This window comes from Frankia tisae (assembly GCF_025403405.1).
Taxonomy (GTDB): Bacteria; Actinomycetota; Actinomycetes; order Frankiales; family Frankiaceae; genus Frankia; species Frankia tisai.
Genome location: NZ_JANEZT010000054.1, coordinates 1 through 23636, shown reverse-complemented (window position 1 = coordinate 23636; position 23636 = coordinate 1). Strand labels below are relative to the sequence as shown.

Here is a 23636-nt window from a genome sequence, read left to right as displayed (position 1 = left end):
GGGCGGCCTGGGCGGGCGCGGCGCCCAGCGCGGTGCCGATCCCCACACCGAGCGCGCCGACTGTTCCCACCGCGCGGCGCGAGGGGCTCGGGAAGTTACGCATCTTTCTCCTTCGGAATGGTTGTGGATACGTGAAGAGTGAAGTGGAAGGAAGCGCAATGTGATGCGCGTCGGCGCGTCATGGTTCGCCGTGAGCTGGCGCGCCGTAGGTGTAGGTGGTGGTGCGATCGGTCGGGCCGAAGAACGCGACGACCTCGGCAATGCGGGTTCCATCTGCCGAGAGGGTGATCACGTCGAGTCCCTCAAGCACGCGGTGGCCGTTGGGAAGACACATGGCCCACTCGAAACGTCCGTAACCGTGATGAAGATCGATCGCACTGATCCGAACCGGCCGCAGGGTCGGGTAACTGCTGGCGATCCGGCCGAGGAGCTCGGCGACCGCAGGTCTGCCCTGCGCCTGTCCGATCGGGTTGGTATAGCGCACGTCCGGGGTGCAGCTGGCCGTCAGCGCCGCTTCCCGGCGTAGCGGATTTGTTTCAGTCCAGGCCGAAAGCAGGGTGCCGACGAGATCGACTCCGGACTGGGGAGTCCTGGTCAGATCGGGGAGGCCGCCTGGACGGTCCCCATCCTGGGCGGGTGCGGGAGGGATCATCGGGGCGTGAACCTCCGCGCAGCCTCGGCCCGTTGCAGTTTGCCAGACGGGGTTTTCGGGATGGATCCCGGCGAGAGGACGATCACCGCGTGTGGCATGATTCCCAGCGCGGCCCGGACCTCATCGAGAACCAGGGTGCGAACGCGTTCGGGATCGTCCGTTCGGCTTTCGACTGCAATGGCGAGACCTTCGCCGTCTCCCAACGGTCCCCGGCGCGCGAAGCCGAAGGCGACCGCGTTGCCCGGCCGCACTCCCGGCACCCGGGCCGCCGCTCGCTCGACTTCGTCCGGGTAGATGTTGCGTCCAGCGAGGATGACAACGTCCTTTATGCGGCCCGTGACCGCGAGCTCGCCGCCGGCCTGGTAACCCAGATCTCCGGTGCGAAGCCAGCCCTCGGGGAGGAATCGCGCCGAGGTCGTCTCGGCGTCACCACGGTAGCCGGCCGTCACCGAAGTCCCACGGACTTGAATTTCGCCGACCTGGCGTTCGGGCATCGGGCGACCGGTCGTTTGGTCGACAATCCTTGCTTCGAGCCCCTGGACCGGCTTGCCGAGCAGAGGTATGCGTCGGACGCGGCCGGCCGGCGGCGTCTCTCCCTCGCTGCTGACGCTGATCCCCGGCCTGGCGGGGGCTCCCGGTGAGGCGCCAGCAGGCATCGGTACCGCTATTCCGTGCCGTTCGAGATCCTCCGCGCCCACCACGTCGCAGCGCAGTCCGCGGCCAACAGGAGAGATTGCCACGGCGACCGTCGCCTCGGCCATCCCGTAGGCGGGTACGAACCCCGCGGGGTCGAGCCCGTGTCTGCGCCCTGCCGCGGTGAAGGCGTCCACCACCTCGGGGTCTATGGGTTCCCCGCCGGACAGCGCGCAGCGCAGTGACGACAGGTCGAGTGTGGGGCCGGTGGCGAGCAAGCGGGCTGCGAGAGCGTATGCGGCGTTCGGACCGACGGTCGTGGTGGCCCGATGGCGGTCCACCCGCCGCATCCACTCGGCGGGTCTGGCCAGGAAGTCCGCCGGGCTGGACAGAATGGTGTCACATCGTCCGCAGGTCAGCGGCACCAGAAGGCTCCCAACCAGCCCCATGTCGTGGGACAGTGGCAGCCAGGACAGCATTCGGCCATGGATGGACTCGTGCCCGGTGGCCTGCTTGATCGCGTCGATGTTGGCAGCAAGATTTGCATGGCTGATCTGCACAATCTTCGCGGCGCCGGTGGTCCCGCTCGTCAGTTGGAGGACAGCCGGGTCGTCGTCGGAGCCGGCGGGGACCATGGTGATGGGTTCGGGTCCGGCCAGCGCTGTGGACAGCACCCCGGGCAGGTCGGTGACGACGCGCCCGGGATTTGCCAGCCCATCGATCGAGTCGGTCCACGGGTCGCCGACGAGGACAACGGGCTCGCCGAGGGAGTCCAGCCGGGCGCGGGTAGCCGCAAGGTAGCCGGCCGGGGTTGTGGCACGGGCCGGCGACGGCAGAAAGGTGACACTGGCGCCGGCAAGCCAGCCTGCGAGGGCAGCCACGACCGCGGGCCGCGACGTCGGCGCCAGGATGCCGAGGGGATGGCCTGAGCCGGCGCCGATCCCCTGCAGCGCTGCGGACAGTCGTAGGGCGTCGTCGTACAACTTCGACCATTCGACCCGCTGCACATCCGTGCCGTCGAGAAACGTCACCGAGCCGGACTGCTTGGCGGCTCGTTCGATCTTCTCGGTTAGATATGTCAACTATCGTCCCGATTCGCGGGGCCAGTCGGAGATCCGGCCGGGGTTGTTTGCGAGGGTTCTTGGCCGGTCGTCCTACCGCGAGTCAACCTGGTCCCGGTACACGGCGAGGATCAGCCGATCCCAGTAGCGGCCCTGGTAGTACTCATGATCGACCAATCTGCCCTCCGTCCGCAGCCCGTTTCCCAGGGCGCTTGCGAACTGTGGCAGGTTAAATTCTGGGAGCTCAAAGTAGAGTTTACGAAACGGCCAGACATCGAAGACGTATCGGATGAACAGGCGGACCGGCTCGATCGCTATTCCTGATCCTGCGTAGCGGCCGCTGACCGCGGCGCCCACGTAGGCGTGTCCAAGTGCAAAGTCCGGGTTGTAGCAAATTACATTGCCGACAGGTTCGCCAGTCTCAACTGACTCCACCAGGAACTGGGAGAGCATTCCCTGCCAAAGTTCCTGCTCGAACTGCGCGTAGCTGGGGACCGAACCCCGATACCGCCACCGGAATCCGGTCTCCGGGGAGATTGCGAGTTCGTAGAGGAACGGGGTTGACGCTGGGAGAAGCGGTGCGAGCCTGAAGTACCGTCCGCTCCGCTGCGGCGGCCGAGGTGGCGTCGGGTCCGCGAGGCCTCGGCCGCCCTGCACCGCGGCGGTCGGCGGCGAAACGTGCTGATCAATGCGCAAACCGGCCGGGTCCGTGACCTCTCCACCATGTGGGGCTCCGGCACCCGCGTCCGGTGGCTGCACGGTGACCGGCCTGCTCGGGTGGCGTATCTGCGATGCGGTCAACGGCGCGGATAGATCAGGGAACGGCAGTTGCGTCTCGGGTGTCACCGGCTCGGGCCGGTGCGATCTGGCTAGGCACTGGTCATAGAGCTCGCCGACCGTACCGATGCGCAACCAGGCCCGTTCCGACAGGTCGACGCCTAGCCCGGCTATCGCGGCGTGCAGCTCGAGCAGCGCGAACGAGTCGAGTCCCAGGTCCGCGCCGAGACGGGCGCCGGAATCCGCCTGTTCGGCGTCGACTCCCGCATGGCGGGCGATGAAGGCTGCGAAATCCTTTTCAGCGAGCATGACCCTCCGACCCATCGGGCAGGCAGCAGGACACGAACAACATCTACTGTCAGGCAGACCGCACAAGGACATGTCCGGATGAACCACCGGTAAAGCTCGGGCAACCCTATGGGGGTTGCCCGACCATGGAGGGGTGTAGTCAGGTGAGTACCGTCCGGCGTCGCTGAGCATAACAGCCTGTATGCCATCGAAGGAAACGAATTGATGAGAAATTGTGAGGGCTGGAACGCGGGCGGAGTCTGACCCCGTCCAGGGTTTGTTCAGGGCCCCGGCAAGTTTGCTGGGTAGCGGCTCATGGGCCGTGCCGGGGGTTTTCGGTGAGACTGGGTTGTGGTGGGTTGCGGATCGGACCCCGAAACAGGACGGGCATGACCCTCGGGTGATCATGGAGGCTCCCACGCCGTCCTGATCGTCCCGAGGTGCCATGCCCGCCGCACCGAAGGAGCACACGCGGCGATCCCTTGCTGCCTGGAACGCCGCTACGGCGATCTTGTCTGTTTCAACGAACTTCCGGCCGGCAGCCATCGTCGTCTCGACGAGGTCCCGGCCGAGATCAGGAGCTCGTGAGGATGACGAGTTGCTGGGTCGCTCGGGTCATCGCGACATAGCGGTCGACCGCTCCTTCGATGCCGTCACCGAACGCCTCCGGGTCGATGAGGACGACCAGGTCGAACTCGAGCCCCTTCGACAGCTCCGGGGTCAGCGACCGGACGCGGGAGGTCGCCTGGAACGTTGCGTCTTTGCTGTCACCGGTGCCGATGACGCAGGCGATCCCGTCGGCATGCGCGGCGAGCCAGGCCTCGAGAATCGAGCCCAGTTCCGAGGCGGATCCGTGCACGACGGGGACGCCACTGCTGCGAATGGAGGTCGGCACGTTGGCGTCCGGGAGTACCGCCCGGATGACCGGCTCGGCCTGCGCCATGATCTCTTCCGGCGTCCGGTAGTTGATGGTCAGGGAGGCCAGGCTGATCCGGTCGAACCCGATCCGCGTCAGCCGTTCCTGCCACGACTCGGTGAACCCGTGCCTGGCCTGGGCGCGGTCCCCGACGATGGTGAAGCTCCGGGACGGGCAGCGCAGCAGCAGCATCTGCCACTCCGCGTCGGTCAGTTCCTGGGCCTCGTCCACGACGATGTGCGCGAACGGGCCGGCGAGCAGGTCCGGGTCGGTGCTGGACAGTGCGGATTCGTCGACCAGGACGTCGTGGAAGTCCTCTCCGCGCAGCATCGTCACCAGGCCCATGCCGTACTCGTCGTCGGCCTCGCGCAGGTTGTCGACGACCCTGGCCTTGTGCTCGCGTTCGGCGGCGACGGCGGCGTCCCGCTGACGCTTACGCCGGGCCGCCCCCGGGTCGCCGAGCCGCTGCCGCGCCGCGTCCAGCAGCGGCAGGTCGGACACCGTCCAGGCCCTGGCGTCGCCGCGCTGCAGCCGCCGCATCTCGTCGCGGCTGAGCCAGGGAGCGCATCTGTGCAGGTAGGCGGGCACCGACCACAGGTCCGCGACGAGATCGGTCGCGTCGAGCAGCGGCCAGGCCCGGTTGAACGTCGCCCGCAGCCCCCGGTTCTGGAGCAGCGACCTGCGGAACTGGTCGGCCGGGACGTCGCTGCCGTGGGACGCCTCATGCTTGTCCAGCAGAATCGTGAGTAGCTCCGCCCAGACCTCCTGGCGCGCCTCGTTGTGTGCGGTACCGGGTGTCGGTACGTCGAACGCCTCGGCCCAGTCGTCGGCGCTCAGCTGGAGGTCGGACCAGTGGGTCATGACCGTCATCGGCTTGGTGGGTGGCTCCTCGTAGAACTGCACCGCCGCCTCGATCGCCTTCACCAGGTTCGCGGACGACTTCAGTGCGGCCACGCCCCGGTCGGTCTCGATCTCTGCCACGGTTCCCTCCGCGACGAGGTCCCGCAGGGTGCAGGTCTGCACGCCCTCCTCGCCGAGGCCGGGCAGGACGTCGGCGACGTAGGTCAGGTAGGGCTGGTGCGGACCGACGAACAGCACGCCGCCCCGGCGGTGACCGAGGCGAGGGTCGGAGTAGAGCAGGTAGGCGGAGCGGTGCAGGGCGACGACGGTCTTCCCCGTGCCCGGACCGCCGTCGACGACGAGAGCACCGTCGGATCCGGCGCGGATGATGGCGTCCTGGTCGGCCTGGATGGTGCCGAGCACGTCTCGCATCCGGGCCGACCGGTTGCCGCCCAGGCTGGCGATGAAGGCGGACTGGTCGTCGAGCGCGGCATGCCCCTCAATGCCGTCCGGGGTGAACACCTCGTCCCAGTAGTCGCTGATCCGGCCGCGGGCCCAGCGATACCTGCGGCGGCTGGCCAGCCCCATCGGGTTGGCGTGGGTCGCTCCGAAGAACGGCTCCGCCGCGGGGGAGCGCCAGTCGAGAAGCAGCCGACGACCCTCGCCGTCCGCGAGGCCGAGTCGTCCGATGTACATGGGCTCGGGGTCGTCTGCGCCGACGATGTGCCCGAGGCACAGGTCCAGCCCGAAGCGGCGCAGGGCGCGCAGGCGAGCGGTCAGCCGGTGGATCTCCAGGTCCCGGTCCATCGCCGCCTGGCCTATGCCGCCCGGCGCCCTGCGTTCGGCATCGAGGCGGTCGGCCAGGTCGGCGATCGACGCCTCGAGGCTCTGCGCGATGGCCGCGAAGTGCTGCTCGTCGCCGGCGATCAGCGTCGGGTCGGCCTTGGGGGCGAGGCGGTCGGGAAGGTCGAACGCACTGGTGGTCAGAGGGCTCACGGCATCAGCTCCGATGTTCTTCGTCGTGGCGCGGCAGCATGCGGGTCAGCCGCGAGCGCCCCGTACGTCGACGACAACACCCGCATTCCGCGACTCCCATGCCCGCAGGTTCTGGCCCCGGCCAGCGATTCTGCGGCACGCCCCGGGTCTTGCCGCAAGCCCCCCAGTGTGCTATAGGTTGAAGATGGAGGGGAGTGGTACTCCTCTCCATCCCTTCCTCCTACCTTTCTCCTCCCGACCGTTGACCGTCGATCCCCGGTGCTCGCGGGGGTGGGTGGCGCGGCCGCCTGCCCGTGATCGACCGGTCAGCGCGTCCCATGGGCGTGGAGCTCGCGGATCGCCGGGCGGGGATCATCCTCGACGCGGGACTCGGCGTCGAAGATCATGGTGGCGCGCCGGTCGAGCGTATACGGCGACCAGGTGGGCAATCCGGGATGGTTCGGATCGCCCTCCTGAGCGAAACGCACGAACGCCTCGCTGACCGCGCGGGCCACACTCGCATTCTCGGGCCGGTCGCCGGCCATCGGGGTGAGTGGATAATTGTCGAACACAAACGGGATCTCGCCGCCGTGGGTGGCCCCGAGAATCCCACCGAGGGCGGGCGTGGCGAAATCGAAACGGTAGACATACACCGGGGCGCCGGCGGCGGCGATCTTCCGTTGGGCCCAGTCAATCCCGCCCCACCACATCACCCGGTCGGTCACGAAGGCGCACGCCAGCTCGCTCGGCGTCGCATCCGGCCGGTCCGCGCGGTAGGCGCGCACGAACTCCGGCCCGGCGGCGCCGAACATGCCGCCGGCCAGCGCGGCCAGGCCGGCGTCGTCGAGGGAGCCGAACCACGGCATCCCCAACATGATCATCTTCATGTCGTCCCGGGTCGATCCGACGAGGACGGGCACGTCGGCACCCAGCGGGGAGGCCTGCGGATCCATCGGATGGGCGGGCAGGACGCGGCCGTCGACGACCGCCTGGAAGGGCATGAACTGCTCGCTGCCGGCCGCCCCGGCGAGCCCGGAGGCGATCGGCACCCCGGTCGCCTCCGCCTCCTCGATCAGCAGCTCGGCCGGCACGTCGTGCAGCTTCGCGACGTCGGCCGGGGCGATCCCGAGCCGGCCGAGCAGCTCTTCGGCGTTCGCGGTCGCCACGTCCGCCGGGCAGGAGCGGATCAGCGGGCCGCTCATCACCGCCGCCCGCTGGAACAGGCCTTTCGCCGCCGGCATGCCCAGCAGGATGGAGGTTTTCGACGCGCCGCCCGAGTCACCGAACAGCAGCACCCGGTTCGGGTCGCCGCCGAACCCGGCGATGTTGTCGCGCACCCACCGCAGGGCGAGCACGATGTCGAGCATGCCGGCGTTGCCCGCGTCGCGGTAGCGGTCCCCGGCCAGCTCGCCGAGGTGCAGGAAGCCGAGTGGGCCCAGCCGGTGGTTGATCGTGACGACCACGGCGTCGCCCCGGGCGGCCAGGGCAGTGCCGTCGTAGAGCGGCCAGGAGCCCGAGCCCGTGCTGAAGGCGCCGCCGTGCAGCCACACCAGCACGGCGCGGGCGCGCTGCTGGTCGACGCCGCCGGTCCAGACGTTGAGCACCAGACAGTCCTCGTCCTGGGCCGGTTCGTCCCCGGCCAGGCCGTGCAGGAACGCGAGGAACGGCGCCATCCGCGCGGCCGAGGCGGGATCGTCCGCGCCGGTGCCGCCCGCCTCGGCCGGGCGCGCCTGCGGCGCGGTCGGGCCATAGGCTAAGGCGTCGCGAACACCCGTCCACGGCTCGGGCGGGCGGGCCGGTTGGAATCGGTTCGCGCCGGCGACGGATCCGCCGTACGGAATTCCCTTGAAAACGTGCACGCCCGATGGTGTCGTCGTGCCGCGAATCCGGCCGCTCGACGTTTCGATGACGATATCCGGCATGATCGTTCCTTTCCTGCGTGGGCCCGTTCGAGGTCGCGAGTGAAGTGGCTCGATGCACCGAAAATTAGGCGTCGACCGAAGGTGTGTCAACAGCGTTCACTGGCCCCGGCCGCGACCGGTTGACGTGGTCGAGGGCACTCTGAAACGCTGCCGGGTACCCGCACGCGGGCCGCGGGTACCGGGTGGGGCCATGGGCGCCGGCGCGAGGCTGGGCCCGAGGGCAACACGGGACGGAGCTGCTGATGGGCGCGAGCGAGCTGTCTGGGAACATCGATTCCGCACCGTTAGCCCGCTCCGCGGCGACGGCGGCCTGACGCCGATGGCCACGCCTGTCGCGGGATCCACTGCCTCCGAGCCGTCCACGGCCTCCGCGCCGTCCTCGACACACGGTCCGGCCCCGGATCAGACCGGCCGGCTCGCCGGGCGGGTCGCCGTCGTCACCGGTGCGGGCCAGGGCCTGGGCCGGGGGATCGCCGAGGCGCTGGCCGACGAGGGCGCCGCGGTGGCCCTGCTCGGCCGTACCGAGTCGAAGGTGATCGCCGCCGCCGAGGAGCTGTCCGGCAAGGGCGCCCGGGTGCTGGCGCTGCGCTGCGACGTGGCCGAGCGGGCCGATGCGCAGGCCGCGGTCGAGGCGACGCTGGCGGCGTTCGGCGCGGTCGACATCCTCATCAACAACGCCCAGGGCGGGAACAACACCGTCCGCGTCCCCACCGTCGACGCCACCGACGCCCAGCTCCTCGAATCCTTCGAGACGGGCCCGCTGGGCAGCGTGCACATGATGCAGGCCTGCTTCGAGGCGTTGCGGGACTCCGGCCACGGTGCGGTCGTCAACTTCGGGTCGGGGATCGGCGTGCGCGGCGCGCCCGGCCTGCTCGGGTACGCGATGGCGAAGGAGGCCATCGGCGGCCTGACGAAGGTCACCGCCATCGAGTGGGGCCGCTATGGGATCCGGGTGAACCAGGTCTGCCCGGCGGCCTGGTCGCCGGCGGCCGAGGAGTACATGAAACAGAGCCCCGAACGCTGGGAGGCGCAACGCCGCCAGACCCCGCTGCGCCGGCTCGGTGACCCCTACGCCGACATCGGGAGGGCGATCGTTGGCCTGGTCAGCGACGACATGCAGTACCTGACCGGGGCGACGCTCATGCTCGACGGCGGCCAGATCCTGCTGCGCTGATCCGGTCGCGCTCCCCAACCCCGCGCAAGGACGGACCGGAAGGAAACGGCGATGCCGGACAACCTGGTGGGCAAGACGGCGATTGTCACCGGTGGCAGCAGTGGCATCGGCCTGGCCAGCGTCGAGGCGTTCGTCGCCGAGGGCGCGCACGTGGTCATCGGCGACATCCAGGACGAGCGCGGCCGGGCCGCCGCCGAGCGGCTCGGTGACGCCGCGATCTACGTCCACACGGACGTCTCCGACGACGATCAGGTCGCCAACCTGGTCGACACCGCGGTGCGGCACTTCGGCGGCCTGGACATCATGTTCAACAACGCCAGCGGCGCCGGCGACCAGGCCGGGTTCGTCGATCTCGGGCCGGACGGGCTCGACCGGTCGCTGCGCCTCATCGTCGGCTCGGCCGTCTCGGGCCACCGGCACGCTGCCCGGGTGTTCATCGAGCAGGGCCGCAGCGGCTCGATCATCACCACGAGCAGCGGTTCGGGCCTGCGCGGGGGCCTGGGCCAGCCGAGCTACACGATCGGCAAGCACGCCGTCATCGGCGTGGTGCGCCATGCCGCGGCCGAGCTCGGCCGGCACGGCATCCGCTCCAACGCGATCTGCCCCGGCATCACGATGACGCCGGTGATGGGCGTGGGCATCGCCCGGGACCGCCGGCCGGCCTTCATGGAACACCTCGCCGAGGCGCTGCGCGACGAGCAGCCGGCCGGCCGGGTCGGGCAGCCCGAGGACATCGCCGCGGCGGTGGTGTTCCTGGCCAGCGACCTGTCCCGGTTCGTCAACGGGGTGATCCTGCCGGTCGACGGCGGCGCCGACGCGGTGAGCCTCGGGCGCTACGCCGAGATCACCACCGCGGTCCGGGCGGACTTCGGCGGCCGCTGACCGCGCGCCGTCGCGCCGTCGCGCCCTCGGGCCCTCGGTGGTGCTGCCGTGGTGGGCGGAAACGCGTCGCGGGGCCGGCTGCGCGACGGTGCGCAGCCGGCCCCGCGACGGGCTGGGACGAGGCGGGTCAGGTCACAACGATCCGCACGGAGGCGACGTTCGGGATGCGGCGGTGCACGGCGTCTCGGTCGCCGTCGCGGTGCGACCACACCCGGGCGGTCGCGAACCGGGTGCCCGGCGTGGGGTAGGTGTGCGTCCTGGTCAGGCTGACGGCCGTGGGGGTGCCGACGATGTCGGCCGGGTCGGCGAACGAACCCGAGCCGTCGAGGTCCCACTCGACCGCGATGATCGTGCCGGCCTCCGGTGGCACCTCGGCGTCCACCCGCAGGGTCACCGCGGTGCCCGCCGGCACCTCGGCCCGCTCGCCACCGTCCACCGTCGCCGAGACCACCGGCTGGATGCCGCCGCGCTCCGCCGCGGTCGCCGGCAGCGTGACCCGCCCGTCGCGGAACTCGTAGCGCGACCCGGCGGGCTCGACCCCCTGCTCCACCCAGGCGACCAGGTCGAGCAGGCTCTGCTCGATGACGGGCAGGTAGTCGATGAGCCACGTCGAGGTGGCCCGGTCCGGCGCCGAGGGCAGGTACGCCGGCGGGATGTGCTCGGCGTTCTCGGTCCAGCGCAGGCGGAACCGCTCGGCGGCGGCCTCGGGGCCCCGCACGGCGCGTACCGCGGCCTCGTAGACCAGGCCCTGCGGCGGCCACAGCGAGGCGTCGTGGGTGTGGTGCACCCAGAGCAGCTTCCCCTCGTACTGGCCCGAGTAGGCCACGCCCATCAGCGGCGACATCGTGGGCACCCGGTTCTGCGGGTAGATCGGGCGGCCGTCGGGGCGCAGGAAGTCGAACGCCGGCTCGTCCATCAGGTGGTGGCGGTAGTAGTAGCAGAACGCCAGGAACCGGCGGTTGTCGACGTGGATCTCGTCGCCGACCTCGACGTCGCGGAAGCGCAGCAGGTTGGCCTCGGCGACGCCGTCGGCGCTCAGCAGGCTGCCGGCGTGGCCCATGCAGTAGAGCTGGCGCCCCTTGGCCTTCCCGCTGACGAGCTGTAGGCCGGCGCCGAGGCGGTAGCCGTCCCCGAGGCCCTCGACCTCGATCGCCATGGGCAGATCGGGCCCTGCGCTCATCAGCGACGCCATCACCCGCAGGCCGCCGAACTCCGGCCCGGCGTAGGCGGGGTCGGTCAGCAGCTCGCGTCCGGTGACCACCCGGCTCACGGTCGTGGTCACGTCGAGGATGTCGTCGGCCAGGGCGTCCGGCGCGTCGTGGCCGACGTAGCCGGGCTGCGTCCAGAAGGCCGTGAAGTACTCGGCGTCCTCGGCGGCGAGCCGGTCGGCGATGGACGACCACAGCCAGATCTGCCCCATCGGCGAGAAGATCATAAACTCGTCGCCGCGAGGGTAGCCGAGCTGGTACAGGTTGGCGAGCTCCTCGCGCTGGTGCGTGGTCAGCCCGGCGTAGGGGTCGCCGCTGCCGCCCGGCCGCGTCGCGTCGATGACCCCGGCGGCCTGGTGGCGCAACAGGCGCTGCACGTTGAACATCGACGCGAAGGCCATCACCTGCGCGCCCTTCATGAGCGTGGTGACGCCGTGCGCGGCGATCTCGCCGCCGCCCATGAACGGCAGCGCGCCGTCGTAGACGCCGGTGCCGTACTCCAGGCACAGCGGCGAGCGCCGACCGCCGCCGCTGCCGCCCCAGACGTAGGCGTGGTGCGGCGGGGCGCCGTAGACCTGGGCGGCGACGTGCTTGGAGAACCGGGCGGTCTCGACGCTGGCGCGGTGGCCGTAGAGGGTGGGGTCGTCGCCGCCGCGGGGGTCGATGTCGTCGCCGATGTGGCCGGAGTTCGACTCGATCATGTAGCCGCCGAGGCGGGAGATGAGGGCCAGCCCGCCGATCACGTCGCCCATCGGGCCGCCGAAGGCGTCCTCGTGGCCTGCGTGGGCGCCTTCGAGCGGGTGGAACAGGCGGCCGTCGTAGGAGTCCTCGGTGGGGAAGTAGAAGGTGAAGCGGGTGTCGGTGTCGCGAAAACCGCCGTGCACGTGGCGGTGGGGTAAGGGGCTTTCACGCCACTCGTCAGAGTCGATGTAGGGAGCGCCGAAGAATGTGTCGGCGGGAATGTAGGTGGCTAACGCGATCTTTCCGTCCACGTCCATGACAGCAGTCATCCTCCACGCGGGTGGTGGGGTACTGGGGAATGCCGACCGATGCCGCCGCCGGGCGGCCGGTGGTGGGCGCAGCGTACGACTGTGGTGGCCGTCGAGTCAACAGCGTTCACCCAGTCCGGGTGGCTGGTTCGGACGGGCACCGACGAGCCCGTCGGGAATGCGTGGGGAGGCCACCGGAAGGCCGTGGACATCGGCCGTCCGGGCGGTACCGTCCTCGCATGACGAACACTTCCGGTAACCCGGCACCCCGGCAGAGCGGGGACACCCTCTTAGCGCCCGATCGGGCCCCGCGGGCGCGGCTGGAAATTCGTGACCTGTCGGTCGGCTACGGGCCCACCCCCGTCGTGCACGACCTGAATCTGGTCCTGCGGCCCGGGGAGGTCGTCGCGCTGCTCGGGGTCAACGGCGCGGGCAAGACGACCACGGTCCGGGCCCTGGCGGGGGAGCTGCGGCCCCTGCGCGGCGAGGTGCTGTTCGACGGGCGCCGCACGACCGCGCCGCTGCACCGGCGCGCCCGCGGCGGGTTGCGCTACATCACCGAGGAACGGTCGGTGTTCATGGAGCTGTCCGTCGCCGACAACCTGCGTCTGGGCGGGGGCGATCGCGAGCGGTGCCTGGAGCTGTTCCCGGAGCTGGCGCCGCTGCTGCCCCGCCGGGCGGGCCTGCTCTCCGGTGGCGAGCAGCAGATGCTCACCCTGGCGCGCGCGCTCGCGGCCGACCCCCGGGTGCTGCTCGCCGACGAGCTCTCGCTCGGGCTCGCGCCCCTGGTCCTCGAACGCCTGCTGCTGGCCGTGCGCGCGGCCGCGGACCGGGGTGGGGCGGTGCTCCTGGTCGAACAGCACGTCCGGGACGCCCTCGAGGTCGCGGACCGCGCGTACGTGCTCAGCCACGGGCGGGTGGTGCTGGAGGGCGAGGCCCGTGAGCTGCGCGGCCGCATCGGCGAGATCGAGCGGACCTACCTGTCGAACGCCGAGCTGGCGACCGACCGACCCGCGCATTCGACGGCGGGCCTGGCACTTTAGTGAGGTGAACACTGTTGACACCGCGGTGCGGTCAGGGCAGGGTGAGCGGACTTGAACTATGAGGTGAGTCACATGGGACAGCGATTGGTTCTCGTCTCCGCCGACGGTCACACTGGAGCCCCGCCGCAGGCCTACCGCGACTACATCGAGCCAGAGTTCCTCCGCGACCTCGACCGCCTGACGGCGGAGAACGACGAGTGGCTGTCCGTCGTGATCACTGCCAGCGGCTCGTCCGACGAGACGCTCGAGGTGATCGACGGCCGGGAGGCCATCCGCACCGGCGGCGAGCTCGGCGCGTTCGACCTGGAGCGGCGGGTGCGCGAGCTCGACGCCGAGGGCATCGCCGGTGAGCTGCTGCTGTCGGGCCACCAGATGTGCACGCTGCCGTTCTTCGGCGTCGTGAACAATCCCTACCCGCCGCGGCTGCGCGCGGCCGGGACCCGGGCCTACCACCGCTGGCTGGCGGACGCGATGGCCACCGCGCCCGGCCGGTTCTACGGCGTCGCCGAGGCGGGGCCGTGCCTGGACATGGTGGCGACCGTCGCCGAGCTGGAGTGGGCGGCCGAGCACGGATTCGTCGGGGTCCTGCTGCCCGGCATGGTCGCCGACCCCGCGCTGCCGCCGCTGCACGACCCGTACTACGACCCGTTCTGGGCGGCCTGCACCCGCCTCGGGCTGGTGGTGACCGTGCACGCCGGCTGGGGTGGGGTCCAGGGCCAGTTCCAGGCGTTCCTGCGGCAGGTGCACCAGGCGATGGGCGGGTCCGGCGAGATCGACCTGAACCTGCAGCAGCGGCTGCGGGAGCAGATGGACGCCCGCGCCGATTCGCCCCTGCGGCTTGATCTGGGGCCGCGCCGGGCCATGTGGCAGCTCATGCTGGGCGGGGTGTTCGACCGCTTCCCGGCCCTGCGCCTGGCCCTGACCGAGGTGCGGGCCGACTGGCTGCCGGCGACCCTGCGCCACCTCGACGAGCGCGCCGCCCGCCCGGGCCTCGCCCTGAAGCGGACGCCCAGCGAGTACTTCCACCTGCACTGCGTAGTGATTCCCTCCTCGCCGCACCGCGCCGAGATCGAGATGCGCCACGAGATCGGCGTGGGGCGGCTGCTGTTCGGCGTGGACTTCCCGCACCCGGAGGGGACCTGGCCCAACACCCGCGACTGGATCCGCGCCGCATTCGCCGGCGTGCCCGAGGGGGAGGCCCGGGCGATTCTCGGCGAGAACGCGATCGACGTCTACGACCTCGACCGGGCGGCGCTGGCCCGCGCGGCCGCCCGCGTCGGCCCGCAGCCCGCGGAGGTGCTCGGCGAGCACGAGGTCGACCCGCGTCTGCTCGCGCACTTCCACAAGCGCTCCGGGTACGCCCGACCAGCCGAGGACGTCGACCTGGCCGCGGTGGACCACGCCTGGGACGACGACCTCGTCGCCCTCACCCCCGGCGGCTGACCTCCCGGCCGGCTCCCCGCCGGCCTTCGCCCGACGGCGCGGAATGCTGCCGAGAAATCGATCCGTGGAATATCTGGAGCGGATCGAAACGCCGACCCTACTACTCCTTTTGCTGCCCGCACCAGGAATGCGTACGAGGCGCTCCATCAATACTTGCGGACCGGGATACAAGCTGGTAGAAAAAAGGCTGTAGCCCCGGTATGAAACAGCTCACACCTTTTCTGGTAAGGTTCGGGACCCGTGGGGAGCACATGGTCGGGAGCAGGAATTTACGAACGTCGGCGATTGTCGTCGGATTATGCCTGGCACTAGTGCTGGCTGCATGCGGAGGATCCTCATCGGATGATAGTAAGAGCGGCTCGCCGAGCGCGCCGCCGGCCATTACGTCGAACGTCAGTGCCAAGATCATGGTGATCGGCGACCTGACCAGCACCATTCCCTTCAAGGTGCCGGAGGTCGTTCCGGTGGCGCGCGGGGTGCTCCGCGGTTTTCCCAACGTACGGATCGAGACCTGTGACGCGAAGGGAACGTCCGGCGGCTATCAGATCTGCGCCCGGCAGGCGATCAACGAGAAGGTCGCCGGGGTGATCCAGGGCTTCGTCACGGCCCAGGACCAGACGGCGCTGACCAAGGCCGGCATCCCGGTGGTCGGGGTCAGCGACGACACGAGCCCCAACTCCTTCCCGGTCAGCTCCTCGTTCGCGCTCTACGTCTCCCTGGGGGTGGGCCTGGCCAAGACGGGCTGCACCAAGCTCGGCATCGTCTACCTCGACGGCTCGGACTTCCTCGTCGACTACATCAAGCGGGGGTTCGAGTCCCGGGGCGGCAAGGAGGTCGCGCGAGCTCCAGTCGCGGCCAACGCCGCGGACCTGTCGCCCGCGGTCGCCAAGCTGACCGGTGCCGGCGCCGAGTGCGTGGCGGTCAGCCTGGTCCCGAGCGGAGCGGCGCAGGCGCTCACCGCCCTGCGGCAGAGCGGCCGCACGCTCACGATCGGCGGGATCTCGGCCATCTTCAACGAGGACCTCATCAGCTCGCTGGGCAGCCTCGCCAACGGGCTCATCGTCGTCGACAGCCAGCTCAACTCCCATGACGTCGCCGCCGCCGGGATCAGGCAGGTGCAGGCGGACGCGCGGGCCGTCGACTCCAAGACCAAGATCACCGAGCAGGCCGTCGTCGCCTGGATCGCCTCGCGGCTCGTCGGGTCCGCGCTGCGCACCACCTCCGGCGAGGTCACGCCCGCCTCCCTCACCGCCGCGCTGAACGGTCTGCGCGACGTGGACCTCGCGGGCGTCGTTCCGTCCTGGAACTCGCAGCCGCTGGACAACGCGTCCTTCCGCCGGGTGTTCAACCACTACGGGATCAACTACGAGATCTCCGGGGGCAAGGCGGTTCGCAAGGGCGACTTCTACGACATCGCCCCCATCCTGCGAACCAAGTGATCCACGGAGAATCGAGATGACCGAGGTATTCAGATTCGCCGCGCTCGGCGTGGGCGCGGGTGCGCTGTACGCGCTGGCCGCCGTCGGACTCGTCCTGGTTCACCGCGGGTCGGGCGTGGTCAACTTCGCCCAGGGCGCGATGGGCATGGTGGGCGCCTACGTGTACTTCGAGGGCCGCGGGGGCGACCTGCCCGATGCCCTCTCGGTGGTCCTCGGGCTGCTCGCCGCCGCCGTGCTCGGCGCCCTGTTCCACCTGCTGGTGCTGCGCCGGATGCGGGGGGCGTCCGGCCTCGCCCGGATCGTGGCGACCCTCGCCCTGCTGGTGGTCCTGCAGTCGGTGGCCGTGCTGCGCTACGGGGACCTGCCGAAGGTGATCCCGTCGATGCTGCCGATCGAACCGGTCAGCGTCTTCGGGGCGCAGATCGGGCGGGACCGCCTCTACATCCTCGCCATCGTCGTGGTGCTCACCGCCGCGCTGTGGGCCGTCTACCGGTTCACCAGGTTCGGCGTGGCGACGAGCGCGGTGGCGGAGAACTCCCGGTCGGCCGCGGCCCTGGGCGTCTCGCCGGATCTCATCGGGGCGGCGAACTGGGCGATCGGCGCGGCCCTCGGCGCGCTCGCGGCGATCCTGCTGGCGCCGATCACCGGACTGGGGCCCGCGAACCTCACCTACCTCGTCATCCCGGTGCTGGCCGCGGCGGTGGTGGGACGGTTCGCGTCCTTCCCGATCACCCTCGCCGCGGGCCTGGTGATCGGGATCGGGCAGTCCGAGGTGACGCGCTACGTCACCGCACCCGGTCTGGCCACCGCCATCCCGTTCGTCCTGGTCGCGGTGGTGCTGCTCGCCCGCGGGCGGACGACCGCCGGGAAGGGCGACAGCTTCGGCCGGATGCCGCGGCTGGGCGCCGGCCGTCCCCACCGGCTCGCAACGCTCGTCGCGGTGCTCGCGGCGGTCGTGTGCGTCTGGTGGCTGCTGCCCGCCGAGTGGGTCAACGCGTTCGGCCTCCAGATGATCGTCGCGATCATCCTGATGTCCTTCGTGGTGGTCACGGGCTACGCCGGTCAGGTCTCCCTGGTCCAGATCGGCTTCGCCGGAGTCGGGGCGCTGATGACGGCCTGGCTGGTGGCCGACCACGGCTGGCCGTTCTGGCTCGCCGCCGTCGCCGGCGTCGTGGCCGTCGTGCCGGTAGGGATCGTGGTGGGCCTCGGCGGGCTGCGCACCCGCGGGGTCCACCTCGCGATCCTCACCCTGGGACTGGCGATCTCGCTGGAGGCCGTCGTGTTCGGCAACCCCCGCTACACCGGCGGGGTGGAGGGTTACCACGTCGGCGGCATCCGCGTGTTCGGGCTGGCGGTCGACGCGCTGACCTACCCGAAGCGGTACGCGAGCCTCGTGCTCGCCGTCCTCGTCATCGTCGCCCTGGCGATCGTCAACCTGCGCCGGTCCCGCGCCGGGCGGCGGCTCATCGCGGTGCGGACCAACGAGCGCGCCGCCGCGGCGCTCGGCATCTCCGTGGTCGGGGCGAAGCTCTACGCCTTCGTCCTGGGCGGGATGATCGCCTCGCTGGGCGGCATCCTGCTCGCGTTCCACGATCCGGTGCCGAGCTTCGGCGCCTTCGCGGGCCTGCAGTCAGTGACGGCCCTGCAGAACGCGGTCCTCGGCGGCGTCGGGGCCACCACGGGGCCGCTGGTGGGCAGCTCGTTCGCCCCGGGGACCCTCGGGCAGCAGATCTTCAGCTTCCTCGGCGCGAAGGTGGCGCTCTACCTGGCGCTGGCGAGCGGGGTCGGACTGCTGTTCATGCTGACCTCCGCGCCCGACGGCCTGGTGTTCCTGCGCCGCCGCGCCAACGACCGGTTGCGCGCGCTGGTGGCCGACCGCCTTCCCCGGCGGCTCGCCGGGTTCCAGCCACGCGCGCGGCGGGCGACCACCCACGCGCCCGAATCCGCGACGCCCGAATCCGCGGCGCCCGAGGTCGGGGGGGCAGGGCGCGCGGTAGGCCAGGAGCAGCATCGTGTCCCGCCGCTGGCGCTGGAGCTGCGCCGGGTGTCGGTGCGCTTCGGTGGCGTCGTCGCGCTGCGCGAGCTGAGCCTGCACGTGCGTCCCGGCGAGATCGTGGGTCTGATCGGGCCGAACGGCGCCGGCAAGAGCACGACGATCGACGCGATCACCGGTTTCACCACCCTGGCCGGCGGCGAGGTACATCTCGGCGAGACGCGCATCGACGGCTGGGGCCGCGAACGGCGGGCGCGCGCGGGGCTCGGCCGGTCGTTCCAGTCCCTGGAACTGTTCGAGGACCTCACCGTGCTGGAGAACCTCCAGAGCGCCTGCGACCGTCGGGACAGCCTCGCCTACGTCACCAACCTGGTCGTCCCGGACCGGGGCCGGCTCACCCCCGCCGGCTGGGCCGCGGTCGCCGACTTCGGGCTCGCGCCGTTCCTCGACACGCCGGTTCAGGACCTCGGCTACGCCCATCGGCGGATGCTCGCGGTGGCCCGCGCCGTGGCGGGCGGCCACAGCGTCCTGTTGCTGGACGAGCCGGCGGCCGGTCTCGGCGACGCGCAGACCCGCGAGCTCGGCGCGGTGCTGCGCCGGCTCGCGGACGAACGCGGGATGGCCATCTTCCTCGTCGAGCACAACGTCGACATGGTGTTGCGCACCTGCGACCGTGTCTACGCCCTCGACTTCGGGGTGCTGATCGGCGCAGGCACGCCCGCCGAGATCAGCGGCACGCCGGCCGTCGTCGACGCCTACCTGGGCACCGCCCGTTTCCGCGCCGACGGCGCGCCCACTGACGCGGCACCCGACGCGGCACCCGACGTGACACCTGATGCGGCACCCGATGTGGCTATGAGGAGACAATCGGCATGAGCGAAGAACTCACCTGGCTTCCGGCGTGGCGCATCCGAGACCTGATCGGCAAGCGCGAGGTGTCCTGCGTGGAGGCCACCGAGCACTTCCTGGGGCGCATCGAGGAGTTCAATCCCGTCCTGCGTGCCTTCGAGCAAGTCGATCACGCCGGTGCTCGCGAGCAGGCCCGGCGCGCCGACCGGGCGGTGGCCGGCGGCGAGCCCCTCGGGCCGCTGCACGGGATTCCGACGTCGGTGAAGTCGCACATCCGGGTCGAGGGGCTGCACTACGTCCAGCCGGGCACGGATGTGGTGTCGACCTTCGACGACATCTGCGTCGAGCGCCTGCGGCGGGCCGGGGCGATCATCATCGGCACGAACACGATGATGGGCGCCGGCGCCGACCTGACGCTCGCCCGGGACCGACCCGGGGTGTTCAGCCCGTTCAACTGGGACGCCGAGGCGCTCAGCCCATGGGACACCACGCGTGTCCCCGGCTGGTCCAGCTCTGGCGGCGCCGCGACGGCGGCGGCCCGGCTGCTGCCGGTGACCATCGGCTCGGACGGCGGCGGCTCGACCCGGCTGCCGGCCGCCTACTCCGGGGTGGTGGGCCTGCACACCTCGCGCGGACTCATACCCCACGTCAACTACGACAAGCCGACGATGCTGCTCACCGCCAGCTACGGGCCGCTGGCCCGGTACGTCCGCGACGCTGCGCTGTTCACCCGCGCGATGAGCGGCGGCGACGGGCGGGACTACGTGAGCCTGCAGGATGACACCCCCGATCCGGTCGAGGCCCTCGATCGGGGCGTCGAGGGGATGTCGATGGCGTGGACCGAGGACTTCGGCTTCGCCGCGACGTACGCCACCGCCGACAGCGCGCGGATCATCGACGTCGCCCGGGCGGCCGCGCAGAGCCTCACCACCCTCGGCGCCACGGTCGACCCGACCGAGGAGGTCTGGGAGGACCGCGCCGAGCGGGGCACCGTGCGCTGGACGGTGGAGCCTTCCGTCTACGAGGTCATGGTCGGCACCAACTCGGCCCCGCTGCCGGCGCTGGATCCGGTGCTCTACCGCGAGCAGGCGCAGTCGCGGGCGCGCAACTGGGAACATTTCCAGCGCCTGTTCCGGCGCTACGACGTCATCCTGTCGGTCACCGCGCAGCGGATCGCCGCTCCCGTCGAGGAGTGGGAGCGCGCCTGGACCGTCGACGGCCCGACCTTCCCGGGCGGCAGTTTCGCCCCGGTGTACTGCAGCCACACGATGATCTTCAACTGGCTGGGGTTCCCCGCGGTGACGGTGCCGTGCGGCTTCGTCGACGGTCTGCCCGTCGGGCTGCAGATCGCAGCCTGGCACGGCCGCGAGGACCTCGTCCTGCGCGTCGCTGCGGCCTTCCAGCAGGCATTCCCGCGCGACGAACACCCGGTCGTCAGCTAGACCCGGTCGTCAGCTAGACCGGTCGTCAGCTAGATGGGAGCGGCTCGGTCGGCGGTGGTGTGGCCGGGGCAGTCCGGTCGCGTTCGAGGGACCGGTGGGCGCCGTCGAGCACCAGGTCGAGCCCGGCGGCGAACTCGGCATCCGCGTGCTCGTCCAGCGTCAGCGGCGCCAGCATGGCCCCGGAGGTGTAGAAGAACAGGACCCGCACCACCCGGTCCGCGCCGGCCGGGGAGAAGCCGACGTCCCGCAGCGTCCCGTTCAGGGATGTGTAGAGCCGATGCGGCATCGGGTCGGCGACGTGCGCGGAGATGTGGGTCGCCATCCCCGGGTAGGCGCCGACGACCTCGCGGAAGCGCAGCAGGAACGACCGGATGCCCCGGCGCCAGTCCGCGTCGGTCGGCTCGCACGAGCCGACCCGGGTGTAGAGCTCGAGCGTGACCAGACGCAGAAGATGTTCCTTCGTCGGCACGTGCTTGTACGTCGCGCCGACGGCGACGCCCAGGTTGTCGGACAGGCGGCGCATGGTGAGGCCCTCCACCCCGTCCGCCCCGATGATCTCCAGGGCCTCGCCCACGATCTCGGCCTCGTGCAGTGCGCCGCGGCGGGGCCCGCCGCGGCCGGTGCCACGGTCACCCCTGTTCGCGGCGGCATGCATGTCCTACAGCCTAGATCCACGGGTAGGGCGGGATCGGGGGGTGTCCCGCGGTGGAGTGGAACACCACGCCCGCGGCCCATGGCGGGCTGCGTATGGTGACGGGGCATTCCGAAATGGTTACGCGGTTGCTGGCGTGATGGTCGCCGGCTGGGCTGGGCGGGCACCGGAGGACGGGCCGGCGTGGTGTTCGAGGGGAGGTGGCCGCCGTGTCGGGGGGCGGACCCGAGGCGGACGAACCGTTCCCACCGGTCCCGGAGGAGCCGCGGCACCCGAGCGGCCCCGCCGCCGGCGAACCTCCGGATGACTCGGCCGAGCTCTCGGCCGGCGATGTTGTTCCGGGTGGTTTCGGCTGGGCCCGGGTGGCCGGCCGGGTCGTCCCACTCGCCGCGACCGGCGTGGCGCTGTACCTGCTCATGCCGCAGCTGCTCGCGGTGTTCTCCGCGTTTCCCCGGCTGCGGGCGTTCCAGCCGCTGTGGTATCCGGCGATGGTCCTGCTGGAGGTGGCCAGCTTCGCCTGCGTCTGGCAGCTTCAGCGGATCGCGATCAGCGGGTTGAGCTGGCCCCTCTCGGTCACCTCGCAGCTGGTCTCGAACAGCATCAGCCGGATCGTGCCGGGCGGGATCGCGGTCGGCGGCGCTGTGCAGTTCCGCATGCTGAACCGGGGCGGCTGCGACCCCGCGGCCGCCGGGTTCGCGCTGACCGCGACCTCCATGGTGACTACCGGCGTCGTGTTCGGCCTGCCCCTGGTTGTTCTGCCGGTGATCTTTTTCGGTCAGCCGGCGCCGGCCGGGCTCACCACGATCGCCACCACCGGCGGGCTGGCGTTCGCCCTGCTCGCGGTCGTCGGGGTGGTTCTCGCGCGGTCGGACGCGACGGTTCGCCTGCTCGCCCGGGCGGTCGCCTGGCTGGCCCGGCTGACACGGCGGTCAGTGCCCGCGGACCTGCCCGACGTGCTCGTCGCCCGCCGCAGGGACGTGATCCGCTCGCTGGGGCGGCGCTGGCCCGCGGCCGTGCTGACCGCCGCCGGCAAGTGGGGGCTCGACTACCTTGCGCTGCTTGCGGCGCTGGCCGGGGCCGGCCAACATCCGCGGGTGTCCCTGGTGCTGCTCGCTTACGTTGCCGCCAACGTTCTCGCTATGATCCCTATCACCCCTGGTGGTCTCGGCTTCGTCGAGGCGGGGCTGACCGGAACCCTCGCGCTCGCCGGGGTGCCGGCGGCGGCGGCCGCCGTGTCGACGCTGGCCTACCGGCTGGTGTCGTTCTGGCTGCCGCTGGCCGCCGGGGCCCCCGCCTGGGTTGCCTACCGCGTCCGGTACCGGTGACCCGAGCTGGGGCGGCCGGCGGTGTGCCGGCCGCCCCACCCGGGTGGGGCGGGAACCTACCCGCTCAGGGCCCCCGCCGTGTCCAGGGCGCCGCCGCCGGACGAGCCGCCCAGCACGTACACCCGGCCGTCACCGCCGGTGCTCGCGGCGGCATCCGCCCGCTTCGACGCCGCACCTGTGGGGCCGGAGGTCCACTGGTCGTCGTTCGGGGAGTAGACCTGCACCGCGTCGGTGGCGTCGCCGCCGGCATCCCGCCCGCCGACGACGTAGACCCGGCCGTCCGGTCCGGTCGCGCCGGCCGCCCGGGTCACCCCGGTCGGCAGGTCGGACACCTGGGTCCAGGAACCGCTGGCACCCGTGCCGGGCGTGTAGGCGTACACGTCGGACGAGGCGCGGGTCGCCGAGCCGCCGCCCGCGGTGCTGCCACCGGCGGCGAGAACGCGGCCGTCGGGCAGGGCGGTGAGGACCGGCGCCTTGACGGGGGTCGGCGGCGCGTCCGCCGTGGTCCAGCTTGCGGCGTCCGGGTCGTAGATCGCCAGCGTGTCGCCGTCGAGGACGTAGATCTTCCCGTCGGTGGCGCGGGCCGCCCGCGGGTCACCCATCGGCGTGGGCAGCGCCGTCCCCCTCGTCCAGCTGTCGTTGGACGGCGTGTAGACCTCGACGGTGTCCGTCGGGTCGCCGGCGGCACCGGAACGGCCACCGATCGCGTAGATCCGGCCGTCCGTGCCGGTCGCCGCGGCGAGATGGGTCCGCGGGGTCGGCAGGTCGGCGGCGTCCGTCCAGGTGTTCCTGCCCGGGTCGAAGACCTGGACGGTGCCCACCGGCGCGGCGCCGGCACCGGGCGCCGCGGACGGCGAGCCGGTGCCGGTCGGCGACCCGCTCGACGTGGCCGACGGCGGGGTGCTCGGCGTCACCGACGGCTCGTCGGTGGAGGGCTCGTCGGTGGAGGGCTCGTCGGTGGGTGAGGTGTCGGTGGAGGGCCCGGTGCTGTTGTCGCCGAGCGGGTCGTTCGGCGCGTTGGACAGCGGGCCGAACGACGGCTCGTCGGTCAACGCGCCCGGGATGATCGTCGAGTTGGTGGTCGCACCGCCCGCGGGTGACGTGGTCGGCGCGGTCGGCGACGCCGTCGAGGT

Annotated in this window: 17 protein-coding genes; 9 read left to right on the top strand and 8 right to left on the bottom strand. The window is 71.4% G+C overall.

Features of this window, described 5'->3' with window-relative positions:
* Positions 1-178 precede the first annotated feature (178 nt).
* From NBZ85_RS33030 to NBZ85_RS07840, 5 genes are all read right to left on the bottom strand, one after another.
* Entirely contained in the window at positions 179-484 is a 306-nt protein-coding gene (locus tag NBZ85_RS33030; protein ID WP_368861348.1) for a nuclear transport factor 2 family protein, read from the bottom strand.
* Between the two features lie 164 nt (positions 485-648).
* Entirely contained in the window at positions 649-2367 is a 1719-nt protein-coding gene (locus NBZ85_RS07855; protein ID WP_261554189.1) for an AMP-binding protein, read from the bottom strand.
* Positions 2368-2439: 72 nt separating this feature from the next.
* On the bottom strand, positions 2440-3432 hold the full coding sequence (locus NBZ85_RS07850; protein ID WP_261554188.1) for an acetyltransferase: 993 nt from the start codon (positions 3430-3432) through the stop codon (positions 2440-2442).
* Between the two features lie 553 nt (positions 3433-3985).
* Positions 3986-6163 (bottom strand): RNA polymerase recycling motor ATPase HelR, encoded by a 2178-nt coding sequence (gene helR, locus NBZ85_RS07845; RefSeq protein ID WP_261554187.1) that lies wholly within the window; start codon positions 6161-6163, stop codon positions 3986-3988.
* Positions 6164-6468: 305 nt separating this feature from the next.
* The gene (locus tag NBZ85_RS07840; RefSeq protein ID WP_261554186.1) at positions 6469-8064 is read right to left on the bottom strand and encodes a carboxylesterase/lipase family protein; all 1596 of its coding nucleotides are present in this window, start codon (positions 8062-8064) and stop codon (positions 6469-6471) included.
* A gap of 319 nt (positions 8065-8383) precedes the next feature.
* On the opposite strand from NBZ85_RS07840, the gene NBZ85_RS07835 reads away from it, so the two are divergent.
* On the top strand, positions 8384-9238 hold the full coding sequence (locus NBZ85_RS07835; RefSeq protein ID WP_261554185.1) for an SDR family NAD(P)-dependent oxidoreductase: 855 nt from the start codon (positions 8384-8386) through the stop codon (positions 9236-9238).
* Positions 9239-9289: 51 nt separating this feature from the next.
* Complete coding sequence (locus NBZ85_RS07830; protein ID WP_261554184.1) at positions 9290-10120, top strand: SDR family NAD(P)-dependent oxidoreductase; 831 nt, start codon at positions 9290-9292, stop codon at positions 10118-10120.
* Positions 10121-10247: 127 nt separating this feature from the next.
* Here NBZ85_RS07830 and NBZ85_RS07825 read toward each other — a convergent pair whose 3' ends face one another.
* Complete coding sequence (locus NBZ85_RS07825; protein WP_261554183.1) at positions 10248-12326, bottom strand: hypothetical protein; 2079 nt, start codon at positions 12324-12326, stop codon at positions 10248-10250.
* A 230-nt stretch (positions 12327-12556) separates the two neighbouring features.
* On the opposite strand from NBZ85_RS07825, the gene NBZ85_RS07820 reads away from it, so the two are divergent.
* The 5 genes from NBZ85_RS07820 (at position 12557) to NBZ85_RS07800 (ending at position 20526) form a co-directional block, all read left to right on the top strand.
* Positions 12557-13360, top strand: coding sequence for an ABC transporter ATP-binding protein (locus tag NBZ85_RS07820; RefSeq protein ID WP_261554182.1), 804 nt, complete (start codon positions 12557-12559; stop codon positions 13358-13360).
* Between the two features lie 72 nt (positions 13361-13432).
* Positions 13433-14803 (top strand): amidohydrolase family protein, encoded by a 1371-nt coding sequence (locus NBZ85_RS07815; RefSeq protein ID WP_261554181.1) that lies wholly within the window; start codon positions 13433-13435, stop codon positions 14801-14803.
* Between the two features lie 407 nt (positions 14804-15210).
* The gene (locus NBZ85_RS07810; protein WP_261554180.1) at positions 15211-16242 is read left to right on the top strand and encodes an ABC transporter substrate-binding protein; all 1032 of its coding nucleotides are present in this window, start codon (positions 15211-15213) and stop codon (positions 16240-16242) included.
* A gap of 16 nt (positions 16243-16258) precedes the next feature.
* Positions 16259-19111, top strand: coding sequence for an ABC transporter permease subunit (locus NBZ85_RS07805; protein ID WP_261561729.1), 2853 nt, complete (start codon positions 16259-16261; stop codon positions 19109-19111).
* Positions 19108-20526 (top strand): amidase, encoded by a 1419-nt coding sequence (locus tag NBZ85_RS07800; RefSeq protein WP_261561728.1) that lies wholly within the window; start codon positions 19108-19110, stop codon positions 20524-20526. The genes NBZ85_RS07805 and NBZ85_RS07800 overlap by 4 nt, the downstream gene beginning before the upstream one ends.
* 25 nt (positions 20527-20551) lie before the next feature.
* On the opposite strand, the gene NBZ85_RS07795 is transcribed toward NBZ85_RS07800, so the two are convergent.
* Complete coding sequence (locus NBZ85_RS07795) at positions 20552-21181, bottom strand: TetR/AcrR family transcriptional regulator (protein ID WP_261554177.1); 630 nt, start codon at positions 21179-21181, stop codon at positions 20552-20554.
* A gap of 206 nt (positions 21182-21387) precedes the next feature.
* Between NBZ85_RS07795 and NBZ85_RS07790 the strand changes: the two genes are divergently transcribed.
* Entirely contained in the window at positions 21388-22503 is a 1116-nt protein-coding gene (locus NBZ85_RS07790; protein ID WP_261554176.1) for a lysylphosphatidylglycerol synthase transmembrane domain-containing protein, read from the top strand.
* A 56-nt stretch (positions 22504-22559) separates the two neighbouring features.
* On the opposite strand, the gene NBZ85_RS07785 is transcribed toward NBZ85_RS07790, so the two are convergent.
* Positions 22560-23324, bottom strand: a complete 765-nt coding sequence (locus tag NBZ85_RS07785) for a Kelch repeat-containing protein (RefSeq protein WP_261561727.1) — start codon at positions 23322-23324, stop codon at positions 22560-22562.
* On the opposite strand from NBZ85_RS07785, the gene NBZ85_RS32600 reads away from it, so the two are divergent.
* Positions 23317-23636 (top strand): hypothetical protein (locus NBZ85_RS32600; protein WP_261561726.1); only part of this gene is annotated, 320 nt, incomplete at its 3' end. The genes NBZ85_RS07785 and NBZ85_RS32600 overlap by 8 nt on opposite strands.